This window comes from Acetobacter tropicalis, assembly GCF_001580915.1.
In the GTDB taxonomy this organism is placed as follows: Bacteria; Pseudomonadota; Alphaproteobacteria; order Acetobacterales; family Acetobacteraceae; genus Acetobacter; species Acetobacter tropicalis.
Genome location: NZ_LHZQ01000186.1, coordinates 1 through 20,376, shown reverse-complemented (window position 1 = coordinate 20,376; position 20,376 = coordinate 1). Strand labels below are relative to the sequence as shown.

General features: G+C 55.1%; 20 protein-coding genes and 1 tRNA gene. 1 reads left to right on the top strand and 20 read right to left on the bottom strand.

Annotated elements, in window-relative coordinates:
- Positions 1–6 precede the first annotated feature (6 nt).
- The 20 genes from AD944_RS05250 to clpP all read right to left on the bottom strand — a co-directional run bounded on the left by AD944_RS05250 (position 7) and on the right by clpP (position 20,166).
- Complete coding sequence (locus AD944_RS05250; protein WP_006558253.1) at positions 7–819, bottom strand: type III pantothenate kinase; 813 nt, start codon at positions 817–819, stop codon at positions 7–9.
- Positions 803–1,567 (bottom strand): biotin--[acetyl-CoA-carboxylase] ligase, encoded by a 765-nt coding sequence (locus tag AD944_RS05245; protein ID WP_045542823.1) that lies wholly within the window; start codon positions 1,565–1,567, stop codon positions 803–805. Before AD944_RS05245 ends, AD944_RS05250 begins: the two co-directional genes overlap by 17 nt.
- A 10-nt stretch (positions 1,568–1,577) precedes the next feature.
- Positions 1,578–3,029 carry an NADH-quinone oxidoreductase subunit NuoN gene (gene nuoN, locus AD944_RS05240; RefSeq protein ID WP_006558251.1) on the bottom strand — a complete coding sequence of 484 codons (1,452 nt, stop codon included), beginning with the start codon at positions 3,027–3,029 and terminating at the stop codon, positions 1,578–1,580.
- Between the two features lie 60 nt (positions 3,030–3,089).
- The gene (gene nuoL / locus AD944_RS05235) at positions 3,090–5,030 is read right to left on the bottom strand and encodes an NADH-quinone oxidoreductase subunit L (protein ID WP_045542824.1); all 1,941 of its coding nucleotides are present in this window, start codon (positions 5,028–5,030) and stop codon (positions 3,090–3,092) included.
- An 8-nt stretch (positions 5,031–5,038) separates the two neighbouring features.
- Positions 5,039–5,362 (bottom strand): NADH-quinone oxidoreductase subunit NuoK, encoded by a 324-nt coding sequence (gene nuoK, locus AD944_RS05230; protein WP_006558249.1) that lies wholly within the window; start codon positions 5,360–5,362, stop codon positions 5,039–5,041.
- Positions 5,359–6,072: an NADH-quinone oxidoreductase subunit J gene (locus AD944_RS05225; protein WP_006558248.1), complete on the bottom strand. Its 714-nt coding sequence runs from the start codon at positions 6,070–6,072 to the stop codon at positions 5,359–5,361. Before AD944_RS05225 ends, nuoK begins: the two co-directional genes overlap by 4 nt.
- A 36-nt stretch (positions 6,073–6,108) precedes the next feature.
- Positions 6,109–6,597 carry an NADH-quinone oxidoreductase subunit NuoI gene (gene nuoI / locus AD944_RS05220; RefSeq protein ID WP_006558247.1) on the bottom strand — a complete coding sequence of 163 codons (489 nt, stop codon included), beginning with the start codon at positions 6,595–6,597 and terminating at the stop codon, positions 6,109–6,111.
- The gene (gene nuoH / locus AD944_RS05215) at positions 6,597–7,625 is read right to left on the bottom strand and encodes an NADH-quinone oxidoreductase subunit NuoH (RefSeq protein WP_035380839.1); all 1,029 of its coding nucleotides are present in this window, start codon (positions 7,623–7,625) and stop codon (positions 6,597–6,599) included. The genes nuoI and nuoH overlap by 1 nt, the downstream gene beginning before the upstream one ends.
- 6 nt (positions 7,626–7,631) lie before the next feature.
- Positions 7,632–9,713, bottom strand: a complete 2,082-nt coding sequence (gene nuoG / locus AD944_RS05210; protein ID WP_045542825.1) for an NADH-quinone oxidoreductase subunit NuoG — start codon at positions 9,711–9,713, stop codon at positions 7,632–7,634.
- A 5-nt stretch (positions 9,714–9,718) separates the two neighbouring features.
- On the bottom strand, positions 9,719–11,047 hold the full coding sequence (nuoF, locus tag AD944_RS05205) for an NADH-quinone oxidoreductase subunit NuoF (RefSeq protein ID WP_045542826.1): 1,329 nt from the start codon (positions 11,045–11,047) through the stop codon (positions 9,719–9,721).
- A gap of 11 nt (positions 11,048–11,058) precedes the next feature.
- On the bottom strand, positions 11,059–11,700 hold the full coding sequence (locus tag AD944_RS05200) for a complex I 24 kDa subunit family protein (RefSeq protein WP_045542827.1): 642 nt from the start codon (positions 11,698–11,700) through the stop codon (positions 11,059–11,061).
- Entirely contained in the window at positions 11,697–12,971 is a 1,275-nt protein-coding gene (locus AD944_RS05195; RefSeq protein ID WP_373317157.1) for an NADH-quinone oxidoreductase subunit D, read from the bottom strand. The genes AD944_RS05200 and AD944_RS05195 overlap by 4 nt, the downstream gene beginning before the upstream one ends.
- 5 nt (positions 12,972–12,976) lie before the next feature.
- Entirely contained in the window at positions 12,977–13,639 is a 663-nt protein-coding gene (locus AD944_RS05190) for an NADH-quinone oxidoreductase subunit C (RefSeq protein WP_045542829.1), read from the bottom strand.
- Complete coding sequence (locus AD944_RS05185) at positions 13,632–14,195, bottom strand: NuoB/complex I 20 kDa subunit family protein (RefSeq protein ID WP_045542830.1); 564 nt, start codon at positions 14,193–14,195, stop codon at positions 13,632–13,634. Before AD944_RS05185 ends, AD944_RS05190 begins: the two co-directional genes overlap by 8 nt.
- Positions 14,196–14,208: 13 nt before the next feature.
- The gene (locus AD944_RS05180) at positions 14,209–14,574 is read right to left on the bottom strand and encodes an NADH-quinone oxidoreductase subunit A (protein ID WP_006559069.1); all 366 of its coding nucleotides are present in this window, start codon (positions 14,572–14,574) and stop codon (positions 14,209–14,211) included.
- A 229-nt stretch (positions 14,575–14,803) separates the two neighbouring features.
- A tRNA-Val gene (locus AD944_RS05175) sits at positions 14,804–14,878 on the bottom strand.
- 89 nt (positions 14,879–14,967) lie between these two features.
- On the bottom strand, positions 14,968–15,252 hold the full coding sequence (locus AD944_RS05170) for an HU family DNA-binding protein (protein ID WP_006559067.1): 285 nt from the start codon (positions 15,250–15,252) through the stop codon (positions 14,968–14,970).
- A 146-nt stretch (positions 15,253–15,398) separates the two neighbouring features.
- Positions 15,399–17,921, bottom strand: a complete 2,523-nt coding sequence (gene lon, locus AD944_RS05165) for an endopeptidase La (RefSeq protein WP_082741269.1) — start codon at positions 17,919–17,921, stop codon at positions 15,399–15,401.
- Positions 17,922–18,114: 193 nt separating this feature from the next.
- Positions 18,115–19,380 (bottom strand): ATP-dependent Clp protease ATP-binding subunit ClpX, encoded by a 1,266-nt coding sequence (clpX, locus tag AD944_RS05160; protein ID WP_006559065.1) that lies wholly within the window; start codon positions 19,378–19,380, stop codon positions 18,115–18,117.
- Positions 19,381–19,500: 120 nt separating this feature from the next.
- Complete coding sequence (clpP, locus tag AD944_RS05155) at positions 19,501–20,166, bottom strand: ATP-dependent Clp endopeptidase proteolytic subunit ClpP (RefSeq protein ID WP_174766843.1); 666 nt, start codon at positions 20,164–20,166, stop codon at positions 19,501–19,503.
- Here clpP and AD944_RS17245 point away from each other — a divergent pair.
- On the top strand, positions 20,156–20,376 hold a 221-nt coding region (locus AD944_RS17245), incomplete at its 3' end, for a hypothetical protein (RefSeq protein ID WP_211263330.1). The genes clpP and AD944_RS17245 overlap by 11 nt on opposite strands.

Genomic DNA, 20,376 nt, shown 5'->3' with positions numbered 1-20,376 from the left:
GATGTACTATCCTTCTGTCAAAACATCTTTTTCGATTGTAAGACGCGGCAAGGGATTCCGCCCCGCCAATATCCGCAGCCCGTTCAGGGTCAGCATTGAATCCACGTGGTCAAACACCGTTGTTCCTTCCGAGAAGAGCGGAGCCAGACCGCCGGTTGCGAGCACTTTCATATCCTGCCCGACTTCCCGCCTGATCCTCTCGACGATCCCCTCGATCAAACCCACATACCCCCAGAACACCCCTGAGCGCATAGCCGTAACGGTATTACGCCCGATAACGGAATCAACTGCCGGGCGCCCCACACCAATACGCGGCAGACGCGCCGCAGCCTGATGCAAGGCTTCAACAGACAGATTGATCCCCGGCGCAATCACACCACCGCAATAACTGCCTTCACTATCCACCACATCAAACGTGGTGGCCGTGCCAAAATCAATAACTGTTAACGGTCCACCATACAGATGGTGTGCCGCCAGACCATTTAAAAGACGGTCCACCCCAACTTCATCGGGGTTATCCGTCTTGATTACAAAGCCCCAGTCCAACCGGGCTGATGCCAGAAGAGGTTCAACCGCAAACCACTGGCGGCAAAGCGTACGCAGATGATAAAGGGCGGCAGGCACCACCGTGCCAATAACTGCACCCTCAACATCATCAGCAGAGATCCCCTGCATCCGCAGAAGCGCCAGCAGCCAGACAGCATATTCATCAGACGTACGCTGCGCCTGCATGGTGATACGCCACGTACCCCGCCACTTTGCACCATCATGCACGGCAAACACCACATTTGTGTTGCCTGCATCAATGACGAGCAGCACGTCCTGCCCCCTGTGATGCCAGCAGGATATCTCCGGTTGCGATCGTTTTCATCCCGTTTTCCGTTTCCAGCAGCAGCCGACCATCTGCGGCCAGCCCTGCAAACCGCCCCTTTTCATAAGTAGTCCCGCCGTTTACCACAAGAGGCGTGCCCACAGGATGCGCCCGTTTCATCCATTCCGCACACAGAATACCAAACCCCTGGTGCTCCCAGACATCCCGCCAGTGTGTGATCTGCGCCAGAATAGCCTCCGCCACAGCACGCGGATGAGGAGGCCCTCCGTATCGCCCCAGAAAAGCTGCCTCCCGCCCTATGGCGTCCGTTGCCGGAGACCGCGCCAGATTGGCACCCATGCCGATAATGAGGGCCCGCCCTTCCCGCTCGATCAGAATGCCGCCCAGTTTCTGGCCATCCAGCAGAATATCATTGGGCCATTTGATCATCAGATGATCACGGGCAGCAGGCATGGTCTCTGCCAACCCTTCAAAAAAAGCAAGGGACGCAAGAAAGGGCCAACCGCCCAGAGCATCCTGCCCCGCCTGCTGCCCATCAAGAAGCATGGAAAGAGCGAGGCTTTGCCCAGCATCGACCCAGTTCCGTCCCCGGCTGCCCCGCCCCTTTGTCTGCCGCAAAGCCAGAAGGGCCAGACCAGGCTTTTCGCCCGCTCTGGCCCGTTCAAGGCATACATCCGAGGTTGAAGTCAGTTCATCATAACATTCCAGCCGCCAAGGCGGACAAACTGCCTTCATTCCATCTCCTTCAGCCAGCCAGAGCCAGGGCCGCCTGCTGTGCCATGTTCATCAGCGGTCCGAGAACCAGAATGAAGAACACCGTGGCCAGCCCCATGCCGCCTGAAACAAACAGCAGGCTGGGTGCGGGACGGTCCAGCCCTTCCGCTGGCGCATCAAAATACATCACCTTTACAACACGCAGGTAATAGTAAGCGCCCACAATACTGGAGACAGCCCCTACAACGACCAGCACATAAAGGCCAGCCTGCCACGCGGCCGCAAACACCATGAACTTGCCGAAGAACCCGGCCAGCGGCGGTGCGCCGACCATGCTGAACATGAAGATAGCCAGTGCTGCCGCCATGCCTGGGTCGGTCTTGCTCAGCCCGGCAAGATCGGAAATGGCCGTTACCTCACGCCCTTTGCGACGCATGGCGGCAATTCCGGCAAAGACCCCTGCATTCATGACCAGATAGGCTGCAAGATAAATCAGGGTTGCCCTTACCCCTGCGGCTGAAGCCGATGCCAGCCCCATCATGGCGTACCCCATGTGGCCAATGGAGGAATACGCCATAAGACGCTTGATATCCGTCTGCGGTATGGCCGCAAAAGCCCCATAGACCATGGAGAGCATGGAAACGGTTTCAATCAGGATCTGCCAGCGAGGCGCAACCGCACCGAACGGCCCGACCATGACACGCAGAAACAGAGCAAAGGCCGCAAACTTGGGCGCGCCCGCCATATAGGCTGTTACCGGCGTTGGTGCCCCCTGATAGACATCAGGCGTCCACATATGGAAGGGCACGGCGGAAAGCTTGAAACACAGCCCCACCACCACGAACACAATGCCAACAATCAACCCTGGCGGCAGCGTTCCTGACGCATGGATGGCGGCAATCAGCCCCGTATATTCCATGGTGCCTGCGTAACCATAGACCAGAGACATGCCATACAGCAGCAGCCCGGAAGCCAGGGAGCCCAGAACAAAATATTTCAATCCGGCTTCAGAAGACGTAACCCGGTCCCGCTCCAGAGCGCAGAGAATGTAGATGGAGAGAGAAGACAGTTCCAATCCGACAAACAAGGTCATGAGATTGGCGGAGGATGCCATGATCATGGCACCGAGGGTTGAAAACAGCATGAGGATAGGCGTTTCAAACGGTAACGCTCCCGGATCATGCCGGTCCTCACCACGGTACCCTACGGTGACAATCGTTGCCAGAAGGCCACCCACCAGTGCCAGAATTTTCATGAAGCGTGCAAAGCTGTCATTCACAAAGGTACCGGCATAACCCGCGCCGTCGGGCGAAAGGGCCACCAGAAACCCACACCCCACAAAAGCGGCAACCGTCAGCATGGAACAAGGAAAGAACCCTTCCCCCCGCCGCTGCAACACGCCCACAACCAGAATGATCAAGCCGGAAAGTGCAAGTGTGATTTCTGGCAGAGCCAGCGCCCAGTTGACCGAGGTCGCACTCATCGCACTGCACTCCGTTCACTACAGATATCAAAAAAGAAAAAAAACGACATCATCCACCCCTCATCCGCACAGGGCGACGGTCAGCAGCACCACAAGGCCCGCCAGCATGGTGAAGGCATAAATGGCAATGGAACCGGTCTGGAGTTTGACGGCCTCCGATGCGCCCGTAACAGTTGCGCGCACCAGATCACGCGGCAGCCCTTCCACAGCGCCTTCATCCCCCTCTTTCCACAGCACGCGCGCAATGGCGGCATAGGGACGGACAAAAATAACTGTGTAGAGTTCATCAAAATACCATTTATTGAGCAGGAACCGATAAACCGGACCAAAAGACCGCGCCATGGAGGCAGGCAATGCGGGAGACGCCACATAGAACACATAGGCCAGAGCAATCCCTGCCAGCCCGGCAATGGAGGGCAACAGGCCGATCAGCGCGGGAACATGCTCAAATGTTTCCATAATGCTGTTGCCCGGCGCGTTGAAAATGGCCCCGTTCCAGAACAGATCCTGCTTTGCGCCGATATAATACGGCGCCAGAGCAACGCCGGCCACCACGGCACCAATAGCCAACAGCACCAGAGGTACGGTCATAACCGCAGGGCTTTCATGCGCGGCATCACGCACATGTTCTTCTGCCGGTGCGCCATGAAACACAAGAAACAGCAGGCGCCAGCTATAAAAAGCCGTGATGAACGCCGTAATGGTGCCAAGTGTCCAGGCATAATGGCTCATGCTGCTGCCACTGGCCCACAGAGCGTTCAAAATGGCATCCTTGGACCAATATCCCGCGAACGGAAACACACCGGCCAGCGCAAGGCTACCAATCCACATAACAGCGTATGTCAGCGGCAGTTTTTTCCACAAACCGCCCATGCGGAACATGTTCTGCTCATCATGCACGGCGTGGATGACAGAGCCCGCACCAAGAAACAGAAGTGCTTTGAAAAAGGCATGTGTGGTCAGGTGGAAAACAGATGCCTGATACGCCCCCACACCCACAGCAGCAAACATGTAGCCAAGCTGTGAACAGGTGGAATACGCGATGGTGCGTTTGATATCTGGCTGCACCATGCCGACCGTAGCGGCAAAGAAACAGGTGGTGGCCCCAATAAAGATTACAAACATCCGCGTGCCGGGTGCGAACTCCAGCAAGGGAGACATACGCGCCATCAGGAACACGCCAGCCGTGACCATTGTTGCCGCATGAATAAGGGCGGAAACTGGCGTTGGGCCCTCCATGGCATCGGGCAACCACGTATGGAGGAAAAGCTGGGCGGATTTGCCCATGGCCCCCACAAACAGCAGGAAGCAGATCACTTCCATCATGTTGAACGTGGTGCCGAACAGGGAATAGGACGCACCAAGAACCTGAGGAACCGTTGCAAAAATCTGATCATACTGAACGGTATGAAACAGAACATACACCAGCCCGATCCCGACGAGGAAGAACAGGTCAGCCACGCGGTTAACCACAAATGCTTTGATCGCCGCTGCGGTGGCGGAAGGCCGATCATACCAGTAGCCAATCAGCAGATAGCTGGCCAGACCGACCCCTTCCCACCCGAAGAACAACTGGATGAGATCATTCGAGGACACCAGCATGAGCATGGCAAAGGTAAACAGAGAGAGATACGAAAAGAACCGATAAGTCGGCATGGTTTCGTGGCTCATGTAGCCAAGGCTGTAACAATGCACCAGCAGAGACACACACAGCACCATGGCCGTCATGGTCACAGAAAGCGTATCAAACCGCAGGGTCCACGTTGCGTGAAAACCGCCTGCGTTCACCCAATCGGCCAATGGCACAGTCTGCGGTGCAAAACCGGCGGACCAGCCGCCATAAAGAGCACCAACACCACACAGCGCTGCAACGCCCATGCAGCCAATGGTTATAATCTTGGCCATGGCATCGCCCAAAAGGCGACCACCCAGCCCCGCAACAACCGCCCCAGCCAAAGGCAGGAGGATGGCCGTGGCAAACAGGTGAAGATCGGTCTGCATGAGTCCGCTCATCCCTTCATCATCGTAACGTCTTCAACCTGGATGGATCCACGGTTGCGGAAATAGACCGTGACAATAGCCAGACCAATCGCTGCTTCCGCTGCCGCTATGGTCAGCACAAACAGCACCATGATCTGCCCAGAAAGATCTGCATGGGCGGAAGAAAACGCGACAAAATTGAGGTTTGCAGACAGCAGGATCAATTCCATGGACATCAGGATGATGATGACGTTTTTCCGGTTCAGGAAAATGCCAAACACACCCAGCACTAGCAATGCTGCGCTGACAATCAGATAAGGGCCAAGCCCAATGGGGGCGATTGCGGGCGTCATGCGCCGGTCTCCCTTTTGTCTGCCTCCGCCTGCCCTCCTGATCCGTATGATCCGGGGACTGCATTTTCGTAATAGGATGTGTGGGGACGGAGGAAACCACCGTTACCCAACACATTTTCGCCAAGTGGCAGATCTACAAGCACCAGCGTGTCTTCACGTGTGCGTGCATGCTGTTTGCTGATGTCCTGACGGCGGCCTGTATTGGTCTGGCGCAGTGTGAGCACAATGGCCCCGATCATGGCCACCAGCAGCACAAGACCGCAGGATTGGAACAGCAGAACATAATGGGTGTAAATCAACGTGCCCAAGGCGGCTGTGTTCGTCAGGCCCGGTGCGCCGCTCAGCGGGGCGATGCCCGTATCGGGGGCCATTTTCCAGTTCCCCAGCGCCATGATGAGCTCAACAAACAAGATGCCGCCCACGCACGCGCCAATCGGGGCATGACGCTGAAAGCCTTCCCGCATCTGCGTGAAATCAATATCCAGCATCATGACCACAAACAGGAACAGAACCGCGACCGCGCCCACATAAACAATCACCAGCAGCATCGCCAGGAATTCGGCCCCGGCCACCAGAAACAGACCCGCCGCATTGAAAAACGCGAGAATGAGAAACAGCACCGAATGCACCGGGTTGCGCGCCGTAATAACCATTGTGGCGGATACAAGCAGCACCGTCGCAAAAACGTAAAATACAAGCTGCGGTATCATCAGCTTACCTCCTGCCAGGACATGGCCTGCATCATCTCAGCGATAAGGCGCATCAAGTTCCAACCGTCGGGCCAGCAGAGCCTCCCAACGGTCTCCATTCGCGAGCAGCTTGTCCTTGTTGTACATCAGCTCTTCACGCGTTTCGGTTGCAAATTCGTAGTTCGGGCCTTCAACAATGGCGTCAACCGGGCACGCTTCCTCACACAGACCGCAATAGATGCATTTGGTCATGTCAATGTCATAGCGTGTGGTGCGGCGGGAACCATCGTCCCGTTCTTCAGCCTCAATTGTAATGGCTTCAGCGGGGCATGTGGCTTCGCACAGCTTGCAGGCAATGCAGCGTTCTTCCCCATTGGGATAACGGCGCAATGCATGCTCACCGCGAAAACGCGGGGACAGCGGCCCTTTTTCATAAGGATAGTTCAGCGTGACTTTCGGCTTGAACATCATCTTGAAAGTGGACGCCATGCCTGCCGCCAGTTCGGCCAACAGAAAGGACCGGAAGGTTTTTCCAAGAGCACTCATCAGTTTACACCTCCAGCCTGAGGCAGCAGGCCCGTAGCCATAAGGAAGCCTGCGGTTCCAATCATCCACAGTAGGGAGAACGGTAGGAAAACCTTCCAGCCCAACCGCATAAGCTGGTCATACCGATAACGGGGGAATGTGGCCCGCACCCAGATAAACACGAACAGGCAGAACAGGATTTTGCAAATCAGCCACAGCGGACCAGGTACCCATGTGAAAGGCGCAATACCCAGCGGAGGCATCCAGCCGCCAAGGAAAAGAATGCTGACCATGGCTGACATCAGGATCATGTTGGCATATTCGCCAAGAAAGAAGAGACCAAATGCCAGCGAGGAATATTCAACAAAGAACCCGGCTACCAGTTCACTTTCCCCTTCAGGAAGGTCAAATGGTGCCCGGTTGGTTTCCGCCAGCGCCGAGATAAAAAACACGATGAACATCGGGAACATGGGCAGGCAGAACCACACGTGCCGTTGCGCCAGCACAATGTCGTTCAGGTTCAGGCTGCCCACCGCCAACAGAACAGAGACGATGACAAGCCCGATCGACACTTCATAGGAGACCATCTGCGCTGCGGACCGCAGACCACCGAGAAAGGCGTATTTTGAATTGGATGCCCACCCGGCAATGAGCATACCGTAAACACCCAATGAAGAAATAGCCAGCAGATACAGAATACCAACATTGATATTCGCAACGGCCAGACCATTCCCCGTGGGAATAACCGCCCACGCCAGCATGGCCAGAGAGAATGTTAGAAACGGTGCGAACAGAAACAGCGCCCGATTGGCCCCTGCGGGAATAACCGTTTCCTTGAAAATCATCTTGATGGCATCAGCAAAAGCCTGAAGCAGCCCAAAAAGACCATTCACGTTCGGGCCGCGCCGCATCTGCATTGCGGCCATCACCTTGCGTTCCATCAATGTGAGGTACGCTACACCAATCAGCAGCGGAACCAGAACGGCCAGCGTTTCCAGAACCATCAGAATAATCTGGCCTATCAGCGTATGATAAAAAAACTGCGCCATCAGCCCTTACTCCGCCGCCACTGCGCGCACTGGTGCGTAAATGCGCGAACATTCCGCCATGGTCGGGCTAGCCCGGCTTATGGGGTTTGTCTGGTAATAATCATCAATAGCCGGACGGAACGCACTAGCACTGAACTCGGCTGTTGTTTTTTGTGCAGTCCCTTCGGCCTGTGCCGGAAGGCGGGCCTGTGGTGTCGCCACAGAACCAATGGACGCAAACACGGGGTTCACCTCCACCATTCTGGCGCGCAAAGCCTCTAGTGTGTCATACGGCAATGTGTGCCCGACCACTTCTGAAAAAGCCCTAAGAATACGCCAATCTTCCCGTGCATCACCCGGAGGGAACACCGCACGGAATGCCCGTTGAACACGCCCTGCCATATTGACATACGTACCCGGTTTTTCGGTATAAGCCGCCCCTGGCAGGATAATGTCAGCACGGGCGGCGGCAGCGTCTCCGTGGTGTCCCTGATAGACCACAAATGTCTCGGGAGCGATTTTATCGATCGGGAATTCGTCGGCACCCATCAGCCAGAGAACATCCACCCCGCCCCGCAGCATATTGGCTGCGGCCAGACCACGTGGCCCCGGCAGAAAACCAAGATCAAGCGCCCCTACTCGAGAAGCCGCGGTGTGCAGAATGTTGAACCCGTTCCATCCATCCGCAATAGCACCGCTCTGTTCCGCCAGGGTGCGACAGGCTTCATAAACCGCCTGAGCATCCCGCCGCGTCAGCGCGCCATGCCCCAGAATGATCATGGGACGCTTTGCTGACTTCAGTGTTTCTGCAAAAGGAATGCTACCATCAAGCAGAGAAGTCAGAACATCCGGCCCATCCCCAAGGAAGGTGACATCATAAGTGGGGTCAGCGGAGGATGCACCGATCATCGCAATCGGGAAGCCGCCACGCCCTGCCCGCAGAAACCGCTTGCGGATACGAGCGTTCAGCACAGGCGCTTCATGACGAGGCACTGAACCCACAATCAGAAGCGCATCTGCCTCATCAATTCCGACAATATCACTATTGAACAAATAGCCTTCACGGGCACTCGTATCATACCAGGCCCCATCCTGACGGCAGTCTATATTGGAAGACCCCAGTGCAGACATAAGATCTTTTAAAGCGCACAGGCTTTCTGCGTCACACAGATCACCCGCTACCGCGCCAATCCTGTCTCCAGACACACCATCCAGCCTGCGAGCCAGAGAGACAAAAGCATCTTGCCATGAGGCTGCATGAAATTTGCCATGCACTCGCACCCACGGCTTATCAAGCCGCCGACGCTTCAGACCATCAACTGAAAAACGGGCCTTGTCTGACAGCCATTCTTCATTCACTTCATCATTCACACGGGGCACAATGCGCATTACTTCGCCGCCGCGCGCCTGAACCTGAATGTTGGTACCCAGCGCATCCAGCACATCAATGCTGTCCGTCTTTTTGTATTCCCAGGACCGTGCATGAAACGCCGTGGGTTTAGCTGTCAGCGCACCAACAGGACAGATATCAATCAGATTACCTGAAAGCTCGGATGTCAGGGCCTTTTCCACATAAGTGGTAATTTCCGCGTTTTCACCGCGCGACACCATGCCAAGTTCAGGAGTGCCTGCCACTTCCGTTGTGAAACGAACGCACCGTGTGCATTGAATGCAGCGCGTCATTACCGTTTTCACCAACGGACCGAGGTTCTTGTCCGTTACCGCACGCTTGTCTTCATGGTAGCGGGAGATACCGGTGCCGTAACCATAAGCTTGGTCCTGCAAATCACATTCACCACCCTGATCACAGATCGGGCAATCAAGTGGATGATTGATCAGCAGAAATTCCATTACGGCCCGACGGGCGCGGCGCACCACATCCGTATCCGTCAGAATTTCCATTCCTTCCGAAACCGGAAAACCGCAGGATGCAACTGGCTTTGGCGCACGCACAACCTGCACCAGGCACATACGGCAGTTACCTGCTACGGAAAGGCGTTCATGATAGCAGAAGCGGGGAATTTCCTTCCCTGCGGCTTCACACGCCTGAAGAGCGGAAGAACCGGGAGCAACATCAACCGGCGTTCCATCAACAATAACCCTCACCATGGCTTTTACTCCGCTGCCACTGGCACGCCGTGCGCGGGCACCTGCACCAGACCGGTTCCGCCAGGTGCGGCTTTGTACTGACGAATACGGGCTTCCATTTCAGGGCGGAAATGACGGATCAACCCTTGAATAGGCCATGCCGCCGCATCACCCAGCGCGCAGATGGTGTGCCCTTCAACCTGCCGCGTGACCTGCTCAAGCAGATCAATTTCTTCAAGCTCGGCACGCCCCTGCACCATCCGGTCCATCATGCGCATCATCCACCCGGTACCTTCGCGGCACGGTGTGCACTGTCCGCAGCTTTCATGTTTGAAAAAGCGGGAGAAACGCGCAATGGCCTCAATAATGTCTGTCGATTTATCCATGACAATCATGCACGCTGTCCCCAGACCAGAACGCTCAGCGCGTAAACTGTCATAATCCATCAACACTGTTTCGCAGATGGATTTCGGCAGGACCGGCACGGAGCAGCCACCGGGAATAACGGCCAGCAGGTTATCCCATCCGCCCCGTACGCCACCGCCATGCTTTTCGATAATGTCCTTCAGCGGAACGCCAAGCTCTTCTTCAAACACGCAGGGCGTATTCACATGACCGGAAATTGCCATGAGTTTGCTTCCCGCATTATTGGGCCGCCCAAGCCCGGCAAACCAGCTTGCCCCACGCCGCATGATCGTAGAGGCAACTGAAATGCTTTCCACGTTGTTCACCGTGGTCGGGCAGCCATACAACCCTACCCCGGCAGGGAAAGGCGGTTTCATACGTGGCTGGCCTTTTTTGCCTTCCAGGCTTTCCAGCAGGGCTGTTTCTTCCCCGCAGATATAAGCCCCTGCGCCACGATGAATGTAGAAATCAAAATCCCATCCGGTTCCGGCTGCATTTTTTCCAAGCAGCCCGGCTGCGTAAGCTTCATCAACTGCATACTGGAGATGTTCGGCTTCACGAAAGAACTCACCGCGAATGTAGATATAAGCGGCATGCGCCCCCATGGCGAACGAGGCGATCAGCGCACTTTCAATCAGCTTATGCGGCTCATGCCGCATGACTTCGCGGTCCTTGCATGTGCCCGGTTCGGATTCATCACCGTTAATCACCAGATAATGTGGTCGACCGTCTGACTGCTTGGGCATGAAGGACCATTTCAGCCCGGTGGGGAAGCCTGCCCCGCCGCGCCCGCGCAGACCGGACGCCTTCATTTCCGCCACAACACCATCCCGCCCCTTGGCGAGGATAGCTGCCGTATTATCCCAGTCTCCGCGCTTGCGGGCTCCCTCCAGCTTCCAATCATCCTGACCATAGAGATTGGTGAAGATCCGGTCTTTGTCCTGCAACATGGCCGTCTCTCCTATTGGTTTTCAGACGCCGCTTCCGGCGTTACAAGCAGGGTCTTGCATCCCCCTTCGGGGGCGGACCCGCACCGGTTTACGGTCGGTCCTGCCGGAGGTCTTTCTCCTGCACGGAGCGCTGCAATCAGGGCTTCCGTGCGCGGGCCATCCATATCTTCATAGAAATCATCATCCACCTGCAGAATGGGAGCGTTCGCGCATGCTCCCAGACATTCCACCTGTGTCAGGGTGAACAGACCGTCTTCGCTTGTCTCACCAAAACCACCGATGCCGGCTGCTTTTTTGCAGGCATGCACAACATCATCTGAGCCGCGAAGCCAGCAGGATGTCGTCGTGCAAACCTGAAGATGATACCGCCCGATCGGGCGCGTGTTGAACATGGTATAAAAGGATGCGACCTCGTACACACGGATGGGCGCCATGTCCAACCGCCGCGCAATTTCATCCATGGCGGCAACAGGCACCCATGCGCTCCCCGTTTCCCGCCCCATCTGCCGCTGGGCAATATAAAGCATGGGCATGACGGCACTGGCCTTGCGCGCTTCCGGATACTTGACGAGCACTTTTGCGATTTCCGCTTCAGATGCTGCATCAAATGTAAATTTGTCCGGCTGCTCTGCCGGTTTCCATGGGGTGTTCAACGGTCCACCTCCCCAAACACAAGATCAAGAGAGCCAATGACCGCCACCATATCTGCCAGCATAGCCCGGCGTGACAGTTCATCTATGGCCTGCAAATGGGAAAAACCCGTAGGCCGTATTTTGCAGCGATACGGACGGTTGCTGCCGTCTGCCACAAGATACACGCCAAATTCGCCCTTCGGGCTTTCAACGGCTGTGTAGGTGGCTCCTGGCGGCACATGATACCCTTCACTGAACAGCTTGAAGTGATGGATCAGTGCTTCCATGGACCGCTTCATGTCTGCACGCCGTGGCGGCGTGAACTTTGGGTCCTGCACTTTCACATCTCCGGGCTGAATCTGCGCCAGGCACTGTTCGATAATCTTCACACTCTCGCGCATTTCTTCCATGCGCACGAGATACCGATCATAGCAGTCGCCCTGCCGGGTAACAGGCACCTTGAAGTCAACTTTGTGGTAATTGTCATACGGCTGACTGCGCCGGAGATCCCATGGCACACCGGAAGCCCGAAGGCATGGGCCACTGAACCCCCATGCCAGAGCCTGCTCGGTTGTGAAAATGCCAATCCCTACCGTACGCTGTTTCCAGATACGGTTTTCCGTCAACAGACCTTCAAGATCATCAATCCACGCCGGGAATTCCTTGGCCCACGCGCCAATCCGATCTTCCAATTCAGCCGGAATATCGCGCGCTACACCGCCTGGACGAAAATAGTTGGCATGAAACCGCGCACCAGACGCTGCTTCATAAAACTCCAACAGTTTTTCCCGTTCCTCATATCCCCACAAAGCGGGCGTTACCGCTCCGCAGTCCAGCCCCATGGCGGTAATATTGAGGATATGATTTAAAATACGGGTAATTTCCGCAAACATAACCCGCAGCCATTTAGCCCGTTCGGGAATGTCTATACCCAGAAGCTTTTCCGTGGCCAGCGCAAACGCCTGCTCCTCGCACATGGGAGAAACGTAATCCAGCCGGTCAAAATACGGCAGCGCCTTATGATAGGTTTTGTATTCTATCAGCTTTTCCGTGCCACGATGCAAAAGGCCGATATGGGGCACGGCCCGCGCCACAACCTCGCCTTCCATTTCCAGCACAAGACGCAACACACCATGAGCCGATGGATGCTGAGGCCCGAAATTCAGGGCATGGGAATCAATTTCAACTGTTCGCCGCTCAGTTTCCTGAAGCTTCTGTTCAGTCAAAAGGCTTTCAGGAATATCGTTTCTCAGGAATGTTTCTTCAACATCCACGGCACGGGGCTGTTTCATATCGGTCATCCGCGGGACCTCTTGATACCTTGCCTGACTTCATGCGCCTTTTCGTCTCCGGGCAGGGTCAGCATCCCTTCCCACGGAGAAACAAAATCAAAATCCCGGAAATCCTGTGTCAGGCTAACGGGTTCTTTTACAACCTTGCGCAGCTCAACATCGTATCGGACTTCTTCGTAACCCGTCAGGGGGAAATCCTTGCGCAACGGGAAGCCTTCAAAACCGATGTCAGTCAAAATCCGGCGCAAATCCGGCTGCCCGGAAAAGAGAACGCCAAACAGATCATAACATTCACGTTCCCACCACGTGGCGCACGGCCAGAGGTGATGCACGGACGGAACCGGCGTTGTCTCATCTGTTGTGACAATCACGCGGATACGGTGGTTATGGAAGACGGAAAGAAGGTTATACACGACCTCAAACCGCTCTTCCCTTCCCGGGAAATCGACACCACACAGATCCATCAACTGTTCAAAACGATACCGAGGATCATCACGAAGCAACGTCATGAGCGGGAGAAGCTGGTCACGCACCGTACGCACCACCAGTTCGCCCTTTTCAACCGCAGCCGAATGAATGCCAGGCAGAGACGTGGCAAGCGTAAACGCCATGGAGCCTACTTGCCCCTGCAGGCGGTTCTGCTGTGGATTAACAGGAAGCTCAGCCACGAAGAATGGTCCCCGTGCGGCGAATTTTCTTCTGCAAAAGCATGATGCCGTAAATCAACGCTTCTGCAGTGGGCGGACAGCCGGGCACGTACACATCAACCGGCACAATGCGGTCACAGCCGCGCACCACGGAATAGGAATAGTGGTAATACCCGCCACCATTGGCGCAGGAACCCATGGAGATAACCCATCGGGGTTCTGCCATCTGCTCATACAAACGGCGCAGCACGGGGGCCATCTTGTTGGTCAGCGTGCCTGCAACAATCATGACATCCGACTGCCGTGGAGATCCGCGAGGAATAACCCCCATACGGTCCAGATCGTATCGGGGCATGTACGCATGGATCATTTCCACGGCGCAGCACGCCAACCCGAAAGACATGGGCCACAGACTACCTGTACGCCCCCAGTTTACCAGCTTGTCCAGATTGGCAACCACAAAGCCTTTCTCGGCTATGGCGCCCGTAATGCCGCGCACAACGGCATCCTGTTCGGGCCCCGGCGGCAGAGCCTCTCTGTTCCAGAGAACAGCATCTTCTTGTGAATTCGCAGACATAGGCGCTTTCCCCTTAATCCCAGTCCAGCGCGCCTTTGCGCCACTCATACAGAAAACCGATCCCCAGCACGCTCAGGAACCCCAGCATAGAAAGAAAGCCGAACAACCCTATGCGGGAGAGACTGACTGCCCACGGGAACAGGAATGCGACTTCAAGATCGAAAATAATGAAGAGGATAGCCACCAGATAAAACCGCACATCAAAGCGGCGACGGGCATCATCAAATGCCTCAAAACCACATTCATATGCTGTTGTTTTTTCAGGATAAGGCTTCTGGTGTCCACTTATCAGCGCCATACCCAGCATCGCAGCGGCAATGACCACGGAGAGGGCACCGAAAATAAGAACTGGCGCGTAATCACCAAGGACAGATTGCATCGGGGGGCTCCTGCACGAGAAAGGTCGCGTAAACCAAACATCATGCAGACAACCTACCCCCAAGCGGGGCGAACAACCATGGCTACAGGCCGCTCGTTACAGCCACTTTCACGTGATTACTTGAGATATCCGGTTATTACAGGAGAAAACCGGACTTTTTTCTTTTATCAGGAAATCGAGAGCTCTTGGCCCCGAGGGGGAACCATTATGCCTTACAGACAAAATGGTTTGGTGGGCGATGAGGGGATCGAACCCCCGACCATCTCGGTGTAAACGAGACGCTCTACCGCTGAGCTAATCGCCCGCCGCTTATGTGTCACAAATAAAAACGGGCGGCAACCCCTTTTTTGAGATTTGCCGCCCGAAAGCCGAAAAACTATTTCCCGCAGGGATTTAGCTTACGGCGTCCTTCAGTGCCTTGCCCGGTTTGAAACGGACAGAGGTAGAAGCCGGAATGTCGATTTCTTCACCCGTGCGCGGGTTACGACCCTTAGCCGCCTTACGTGTTGCGGTTACAAACGTACCGAACCCAACCAGACGAACTTCCTGCTTACGAGACAGAGCCTTCTCGATAGCACCGAATACGGCGTCGACCACTTCTCCAGCCTTAGCCTTGGGCAGAGCAGCCTCGTCGGCCACTGCCGCCACGAGTTCCTGCTTGTTAAGCGGCTTCTCCATATTACGCCTTTCTCAATAATATATAACTTTGGTGGAGCGGCGGGCGGCATTGCGTCCGCCTCTCCGCTTCCCGCTCGCACTATGAAGCCGTTTTTTGCCACGTCAACCGATCAACAGCAAACTTCGGCTTCAGAGTGTTTTTTATCTCAGTGCGGCAGCACGGAAACGCGGGCCGCCCCTTCCGCACCCGGAACAGCTTCCGGCACTTCTTCCCAATGGATTGGCTGCGGCTGCCGCACCAGCGCACGCGCCAGCACTTCATCCACATGCGAAACGGGTACGATTTCCAGATCTTTCTTCACAGATTCAGGAATTTCCGCCAGATCCTTTTCATTATCCTTGGGGATAAAGACCGTGCGAATACCGGCCCGCACTGCCGCAAGCAGCTTCTCTTTCAGGCCACCAATGGGCAGCACACGCCCGCGCAACGTGATCTCGCCTGTCATGGCAACATCCCGCCGGATGGGAATACCAGTCAGCACACTCACCAGAGACGTCGCCATGGCAACGCCCGCAGAAGGCCCATCTTTCGGAGTCGCGCCTTCGGGAACGTGCACGTGGAAGCTCCGCTTATCAAACAGAGTCGGCGCCACACCAAAGGTGGTTGCCCGGCTCCGCACGTAGGAAAACGCAGCAGAGACGCTTTCCTTCATGACGTCACCCAGCTTGCCAGTTTCCACAATGCCGCCCTTACCGGGCACCATGACACTTTCAATGGTCAGAATTTCTCCGCCCACTTCGGTCCACGCCAACCCGGTGACAATGCCCACCATATCTTCCGCTTCGGTCTCGCCGTAACGGAAGCGCTTCACGCCAGCCAGTTTTTCGAGGTTGCGGACGGTAATAGCCACTTTCTTGGCTTTGCCGGTCACAATCTCTTTCACAACCTTACGCGCCAGATTGGCAATCTCGCGCTCAAGGCTACGTACGCCCGCTTCACGCGTGTAATAACGGATCAGATCCCGCAGGGCGTCATCACTGATGGACCATTCATCCGGCTTGAGGTTATGGGCCTCACCCTGCTTGGCAATCAGATGACGGCGGCTAATTTCCACCTTCTCATCTTCCGTGTAGCCAGACAGACGGATGATCTCCATCCGGTCCAGCAGCGGCTGCGGCATGTTAAGGCTATTCGCCGTCGTGACAAACATCACATCGGACAGATCATAATCTACTTCCAGATAATGATCAGCGAATGTGCTGTTCTGTTCCGGGTCCAGCACTTCCAGCAAGGCCGAAGCCGGATCACCGCGCCAATCCGCGCCCAGCTTGTCAATTTCATCCAGCAGGAAGAGCGGGTTGGACACCTTCGCCTTCTTCATGCCCTGGATGATCTTGCCTGGCATGGAACCGATATACGTGCGGCGATGCCCGCGAATTTCGGCTTCATCCCGCACGCCACCCAGCGACATCCGCACGTAATGACGACCTGTTGCCTTGGCAATGGACCGAGCCAGAGACGTTTTACCAACACCCGGCGGCCCCACCAGACACAGGATCGGGCCTTTCAGTTTCTGGGACCGGCTCTGCACTGCCAGATATTCAAGGATACGCTCCTTGACCTTATCCAGCGCGTAGTGATCGGTATCCAGAATTTTTTCCGCTTCTGCCAGATCATGACGGACCTTGGTCCGCTTCTTCCACGGAATACCCAGCAGCCAATCCAGATAATTACGCACCACGGTCGACTCGGCTGACATGGCGCTCATACCACGCAGCTTTTTGAGTTCCGCTACCGCCTTTTCCCGCGCTTCTTTTGAAAGCTTGGTTTTAGCGATGCGCTCCTCAATCTCGGTGGTTTCGTCCTTACCGTCTTCGCCTTCACCCAGTTCTTTCTGAATGGCTTTCAGTTGCTCGTTCAGATAGTACTCGCGCTGGGTTTTCTCCATCTGGCGCTTTACGCGGTTGCGAATTTTCTTCTCAACCTGCAGCACACCGATTTCCGCCTCAATGTGGGCAAAAACCTTTTCAAGCTGAAGCATGACAGAAGGAGCTTCAAGAATTTCCTGTTTTTCGGAAATCTTGAGGTTCAGGTGGCTTGCCACCGTATCCACAAGCTTGGACAGATCCGTAATCTGGTTCAGGGAAACCAGGACTTCAGACGCAATTTTCTTGTTGAGTTTTATATACTGCTCAAACTGCGAAATAATGGAACGGCCAAGCGCTTCGGCATCCGGGCCGACCGCGGCAGTTTCCACCACATCTTCAATTTCAGCTTCAAAATGTCCGTCAACATCATGCAGCGCTTTTACCTTGGCGCGGCGGACACCTTCCACCAACACCTTGACGGTGCCATCCGGCAATTTCAGCAACTGCAGAATGGTGGATACCGTGCCAAAACGGTAAACGTCATCAATGCCCGGATCGTCCTGCGCGGCATCTTTCTGCGCAATCAGCAGGATCTGCCGGTCATCACGCGTAACAGATTCAAGCGCCTTGACGGATTTTTCACGACCGACAAACAACGGCACGATCATATGCGGGAAGACAACAATATCACGCAGCGGCAAAACGGCCACACGGTTCTCGCTTTGCGGTTTCTGCTGAACAGCCGTTCCCTCTTCTGCGGGGGAAACGTTAGCTGGCACAACAGTTTCAGGAGTTGCCGCCTGCGTTTTGGCTGGTGACTTCCGTTTACGTTTTACTGGTGGTTTTTCATTATCAGCCATAACCATGACCTCCTTCAAGGACGATCCAGGCCGGACACCCGCCCTGCGGCATGCCCCTGGGCCCGTAGAGACACCAAACAGTCCCTGCCTCTACTATGTCGTTACGAATGTCCCATTTCACAATGGGTTAACCAGAAAAGAGAGGCGACAGACCTTTCCGATCCGCCGCCCCTATAATGTCTTACCCCGTTTTTCAGGCTGATTGCTCAGCGGGGATCTCTTTCCGTTTGCCGTAGACGTAAACCGGACTGGTTTTTTCCTCCGCCACATCACGGTTCACAACCACTTCTTCCACATTGTCCAGACCAGGAAGGTCAAACATTGTGGACATCAGGATGCTCTCCATAATGGAGCGTAGCCCACGGGCACCGGTCTTGCGTTTGATGGCGCGGTCCGCAATGGCTTTCAATGCATCATCCGTAAAGGAAAGCTGCACATCTTCCATCTGGAACAGGCGCTGATACTGCTTAACCAGCGCATTCTTGGGTTCTGTCAGAATACGGATCAACGCCGCTTCATCCAGATCACCCAGAGTAGCCAGCACTGGCAGACGACCAATAAATTCGGGGATCAACCCGAATTTCATCAGATCTTCCGGCTCTACATCGTGCAGGATTTCTCCCATCCGACGATCATCCGGAGAACGAACATCGGCGCCGAAGCCAATCCCCGTGCCTTTCCCGCGAGCGGCAATAATTTTGTCCAACCCGGCGAAAGCACCACCGCAGATGAACAGCATATTGGTGGTATCCACCTGCAGGAATTCCTGCTGCGGATGCTTACGGCCACCCTGAGGCGGAACAGATGCCACAGTCCCTTCCATCAGTTTCAGCAGAGCCTGCTGAACACCTTCCCCACTTACGTCACGCGTGATGGAAGGATTGTCTGACTTGCGTGAGATTTTATCGATCTCGTCAATGTAAACGATGCCGCGCTGCGCCCGTTCCACATTATAATCAGAAGCCTGCAACAGTTTGAGGATGATGTTTTCAACATCTTCCCCCACATATCCGGCTTCTGTTAGCGTGGTGGCGTCCGCCATGGTGAACGGAACATCCAGAATACGCGCCAAAGTCTGTGCCAGCAGGGTCTTACCGGAGCCTGTCGGGCCAATCAGCAGGATGTTGGACTTTGCAATCTCGACATCATTGTTCTTGGCTGACTGGGTCAGACGTTTGTAATGGTTATGCACGGCAACAGAGAGAACCTTCTTGGCCTCAAACTGCCCGATCACATAATCATCAAGAACTTTGCAGATCTCTTTGGGCGTGGGCACGCCTTCACGCGATTTGACAAGCGTGGTCTTGTGCTCTTCACGGATGATATCCATGCAGAGTTCTACGCATTCATCGCAGATGAAAACGGTTGGACCAGCAATAAGCTTCCGCACTTCATGCTGCGATTTGCCGCAGAATGAGCAGTAAAGCGTATTTTTGGAATCACCGGACTTCGCGTTCATGAGCCCACTCCCTCGATCATCCCAGGCCTCAGACTCCCGAGAGCCGCATTCCAGACTTTATCTGCCTTCCTTACGACAGACCACCCCCGCACTGTAACGGGGGTGTTGGTGTTCACCAGATTAAGGATGGTCTTTATCCTTCTTTCCAGTTTCTTCTGCTGCCTTGTGATGACTGATTACCTTGTCAACAATACCGAAAGACTGTGCTTCCTCGGCAGACATATAGCTATCACGTTCCAGCTTCTGCTCGATATCCTCAAGCGTCTGGCCGGTATGTTCGCGATAGATCTCATTCAGGCGCTGACGGATAATAAGGATTTCCTTGGCCTGAATTTCAATATCGCTGGCCTGTCCCTGTGCACCGCCAGAAGGCTGATGCACCATGACACGAGCATTAGGCAGCGCATAACGGTGCCCCTTCTCGCCCCCAGCCAGCAATAAAGACCCCATGGAAGCCGCCTGACCGATGCACACGGTGCTAACGGGGCTGCGGATGTACTGCATGGTGTCATAAATTGCCAGACCGGCAGACACAACGCCGCCAGGGCTGTTGATATAGAAGGAGATTTCCTTCGTGGGGTTCACACTTTCAAGATAGAGAAGCTGTGCGGAAATAAGAGAGGCCACCTGATCATAGACGGGGCCTGTCAAAAAAATAATCCGCTCCTGAAGCAGGCGGGAATAGATATCGAATGCCCGCTCCCCCCGTGAGGTCTGCTCGACCACCATGGGCACCAAAGCGTTGCTGAAAATCTCAACGGGATCACGATCCCTCATGTTAGTCATTCCCGTAAAAAACCTGCACCAGCCCTTGCCTCCTTCCATCAAAACCCAGGAAGTCGGTTCAGGCACTCTCACTCAAGATAGAGATAAAGTGGCAAGATGCCACCCCGGAAAAGAAAAACAGTCTGAAAAAGAGTGTCCCGCCAGTTCACACTGGCGGGACAGAAAGGTCTCATACCAACCGTTGATTGCTATAACCTATGAGCCCAATCG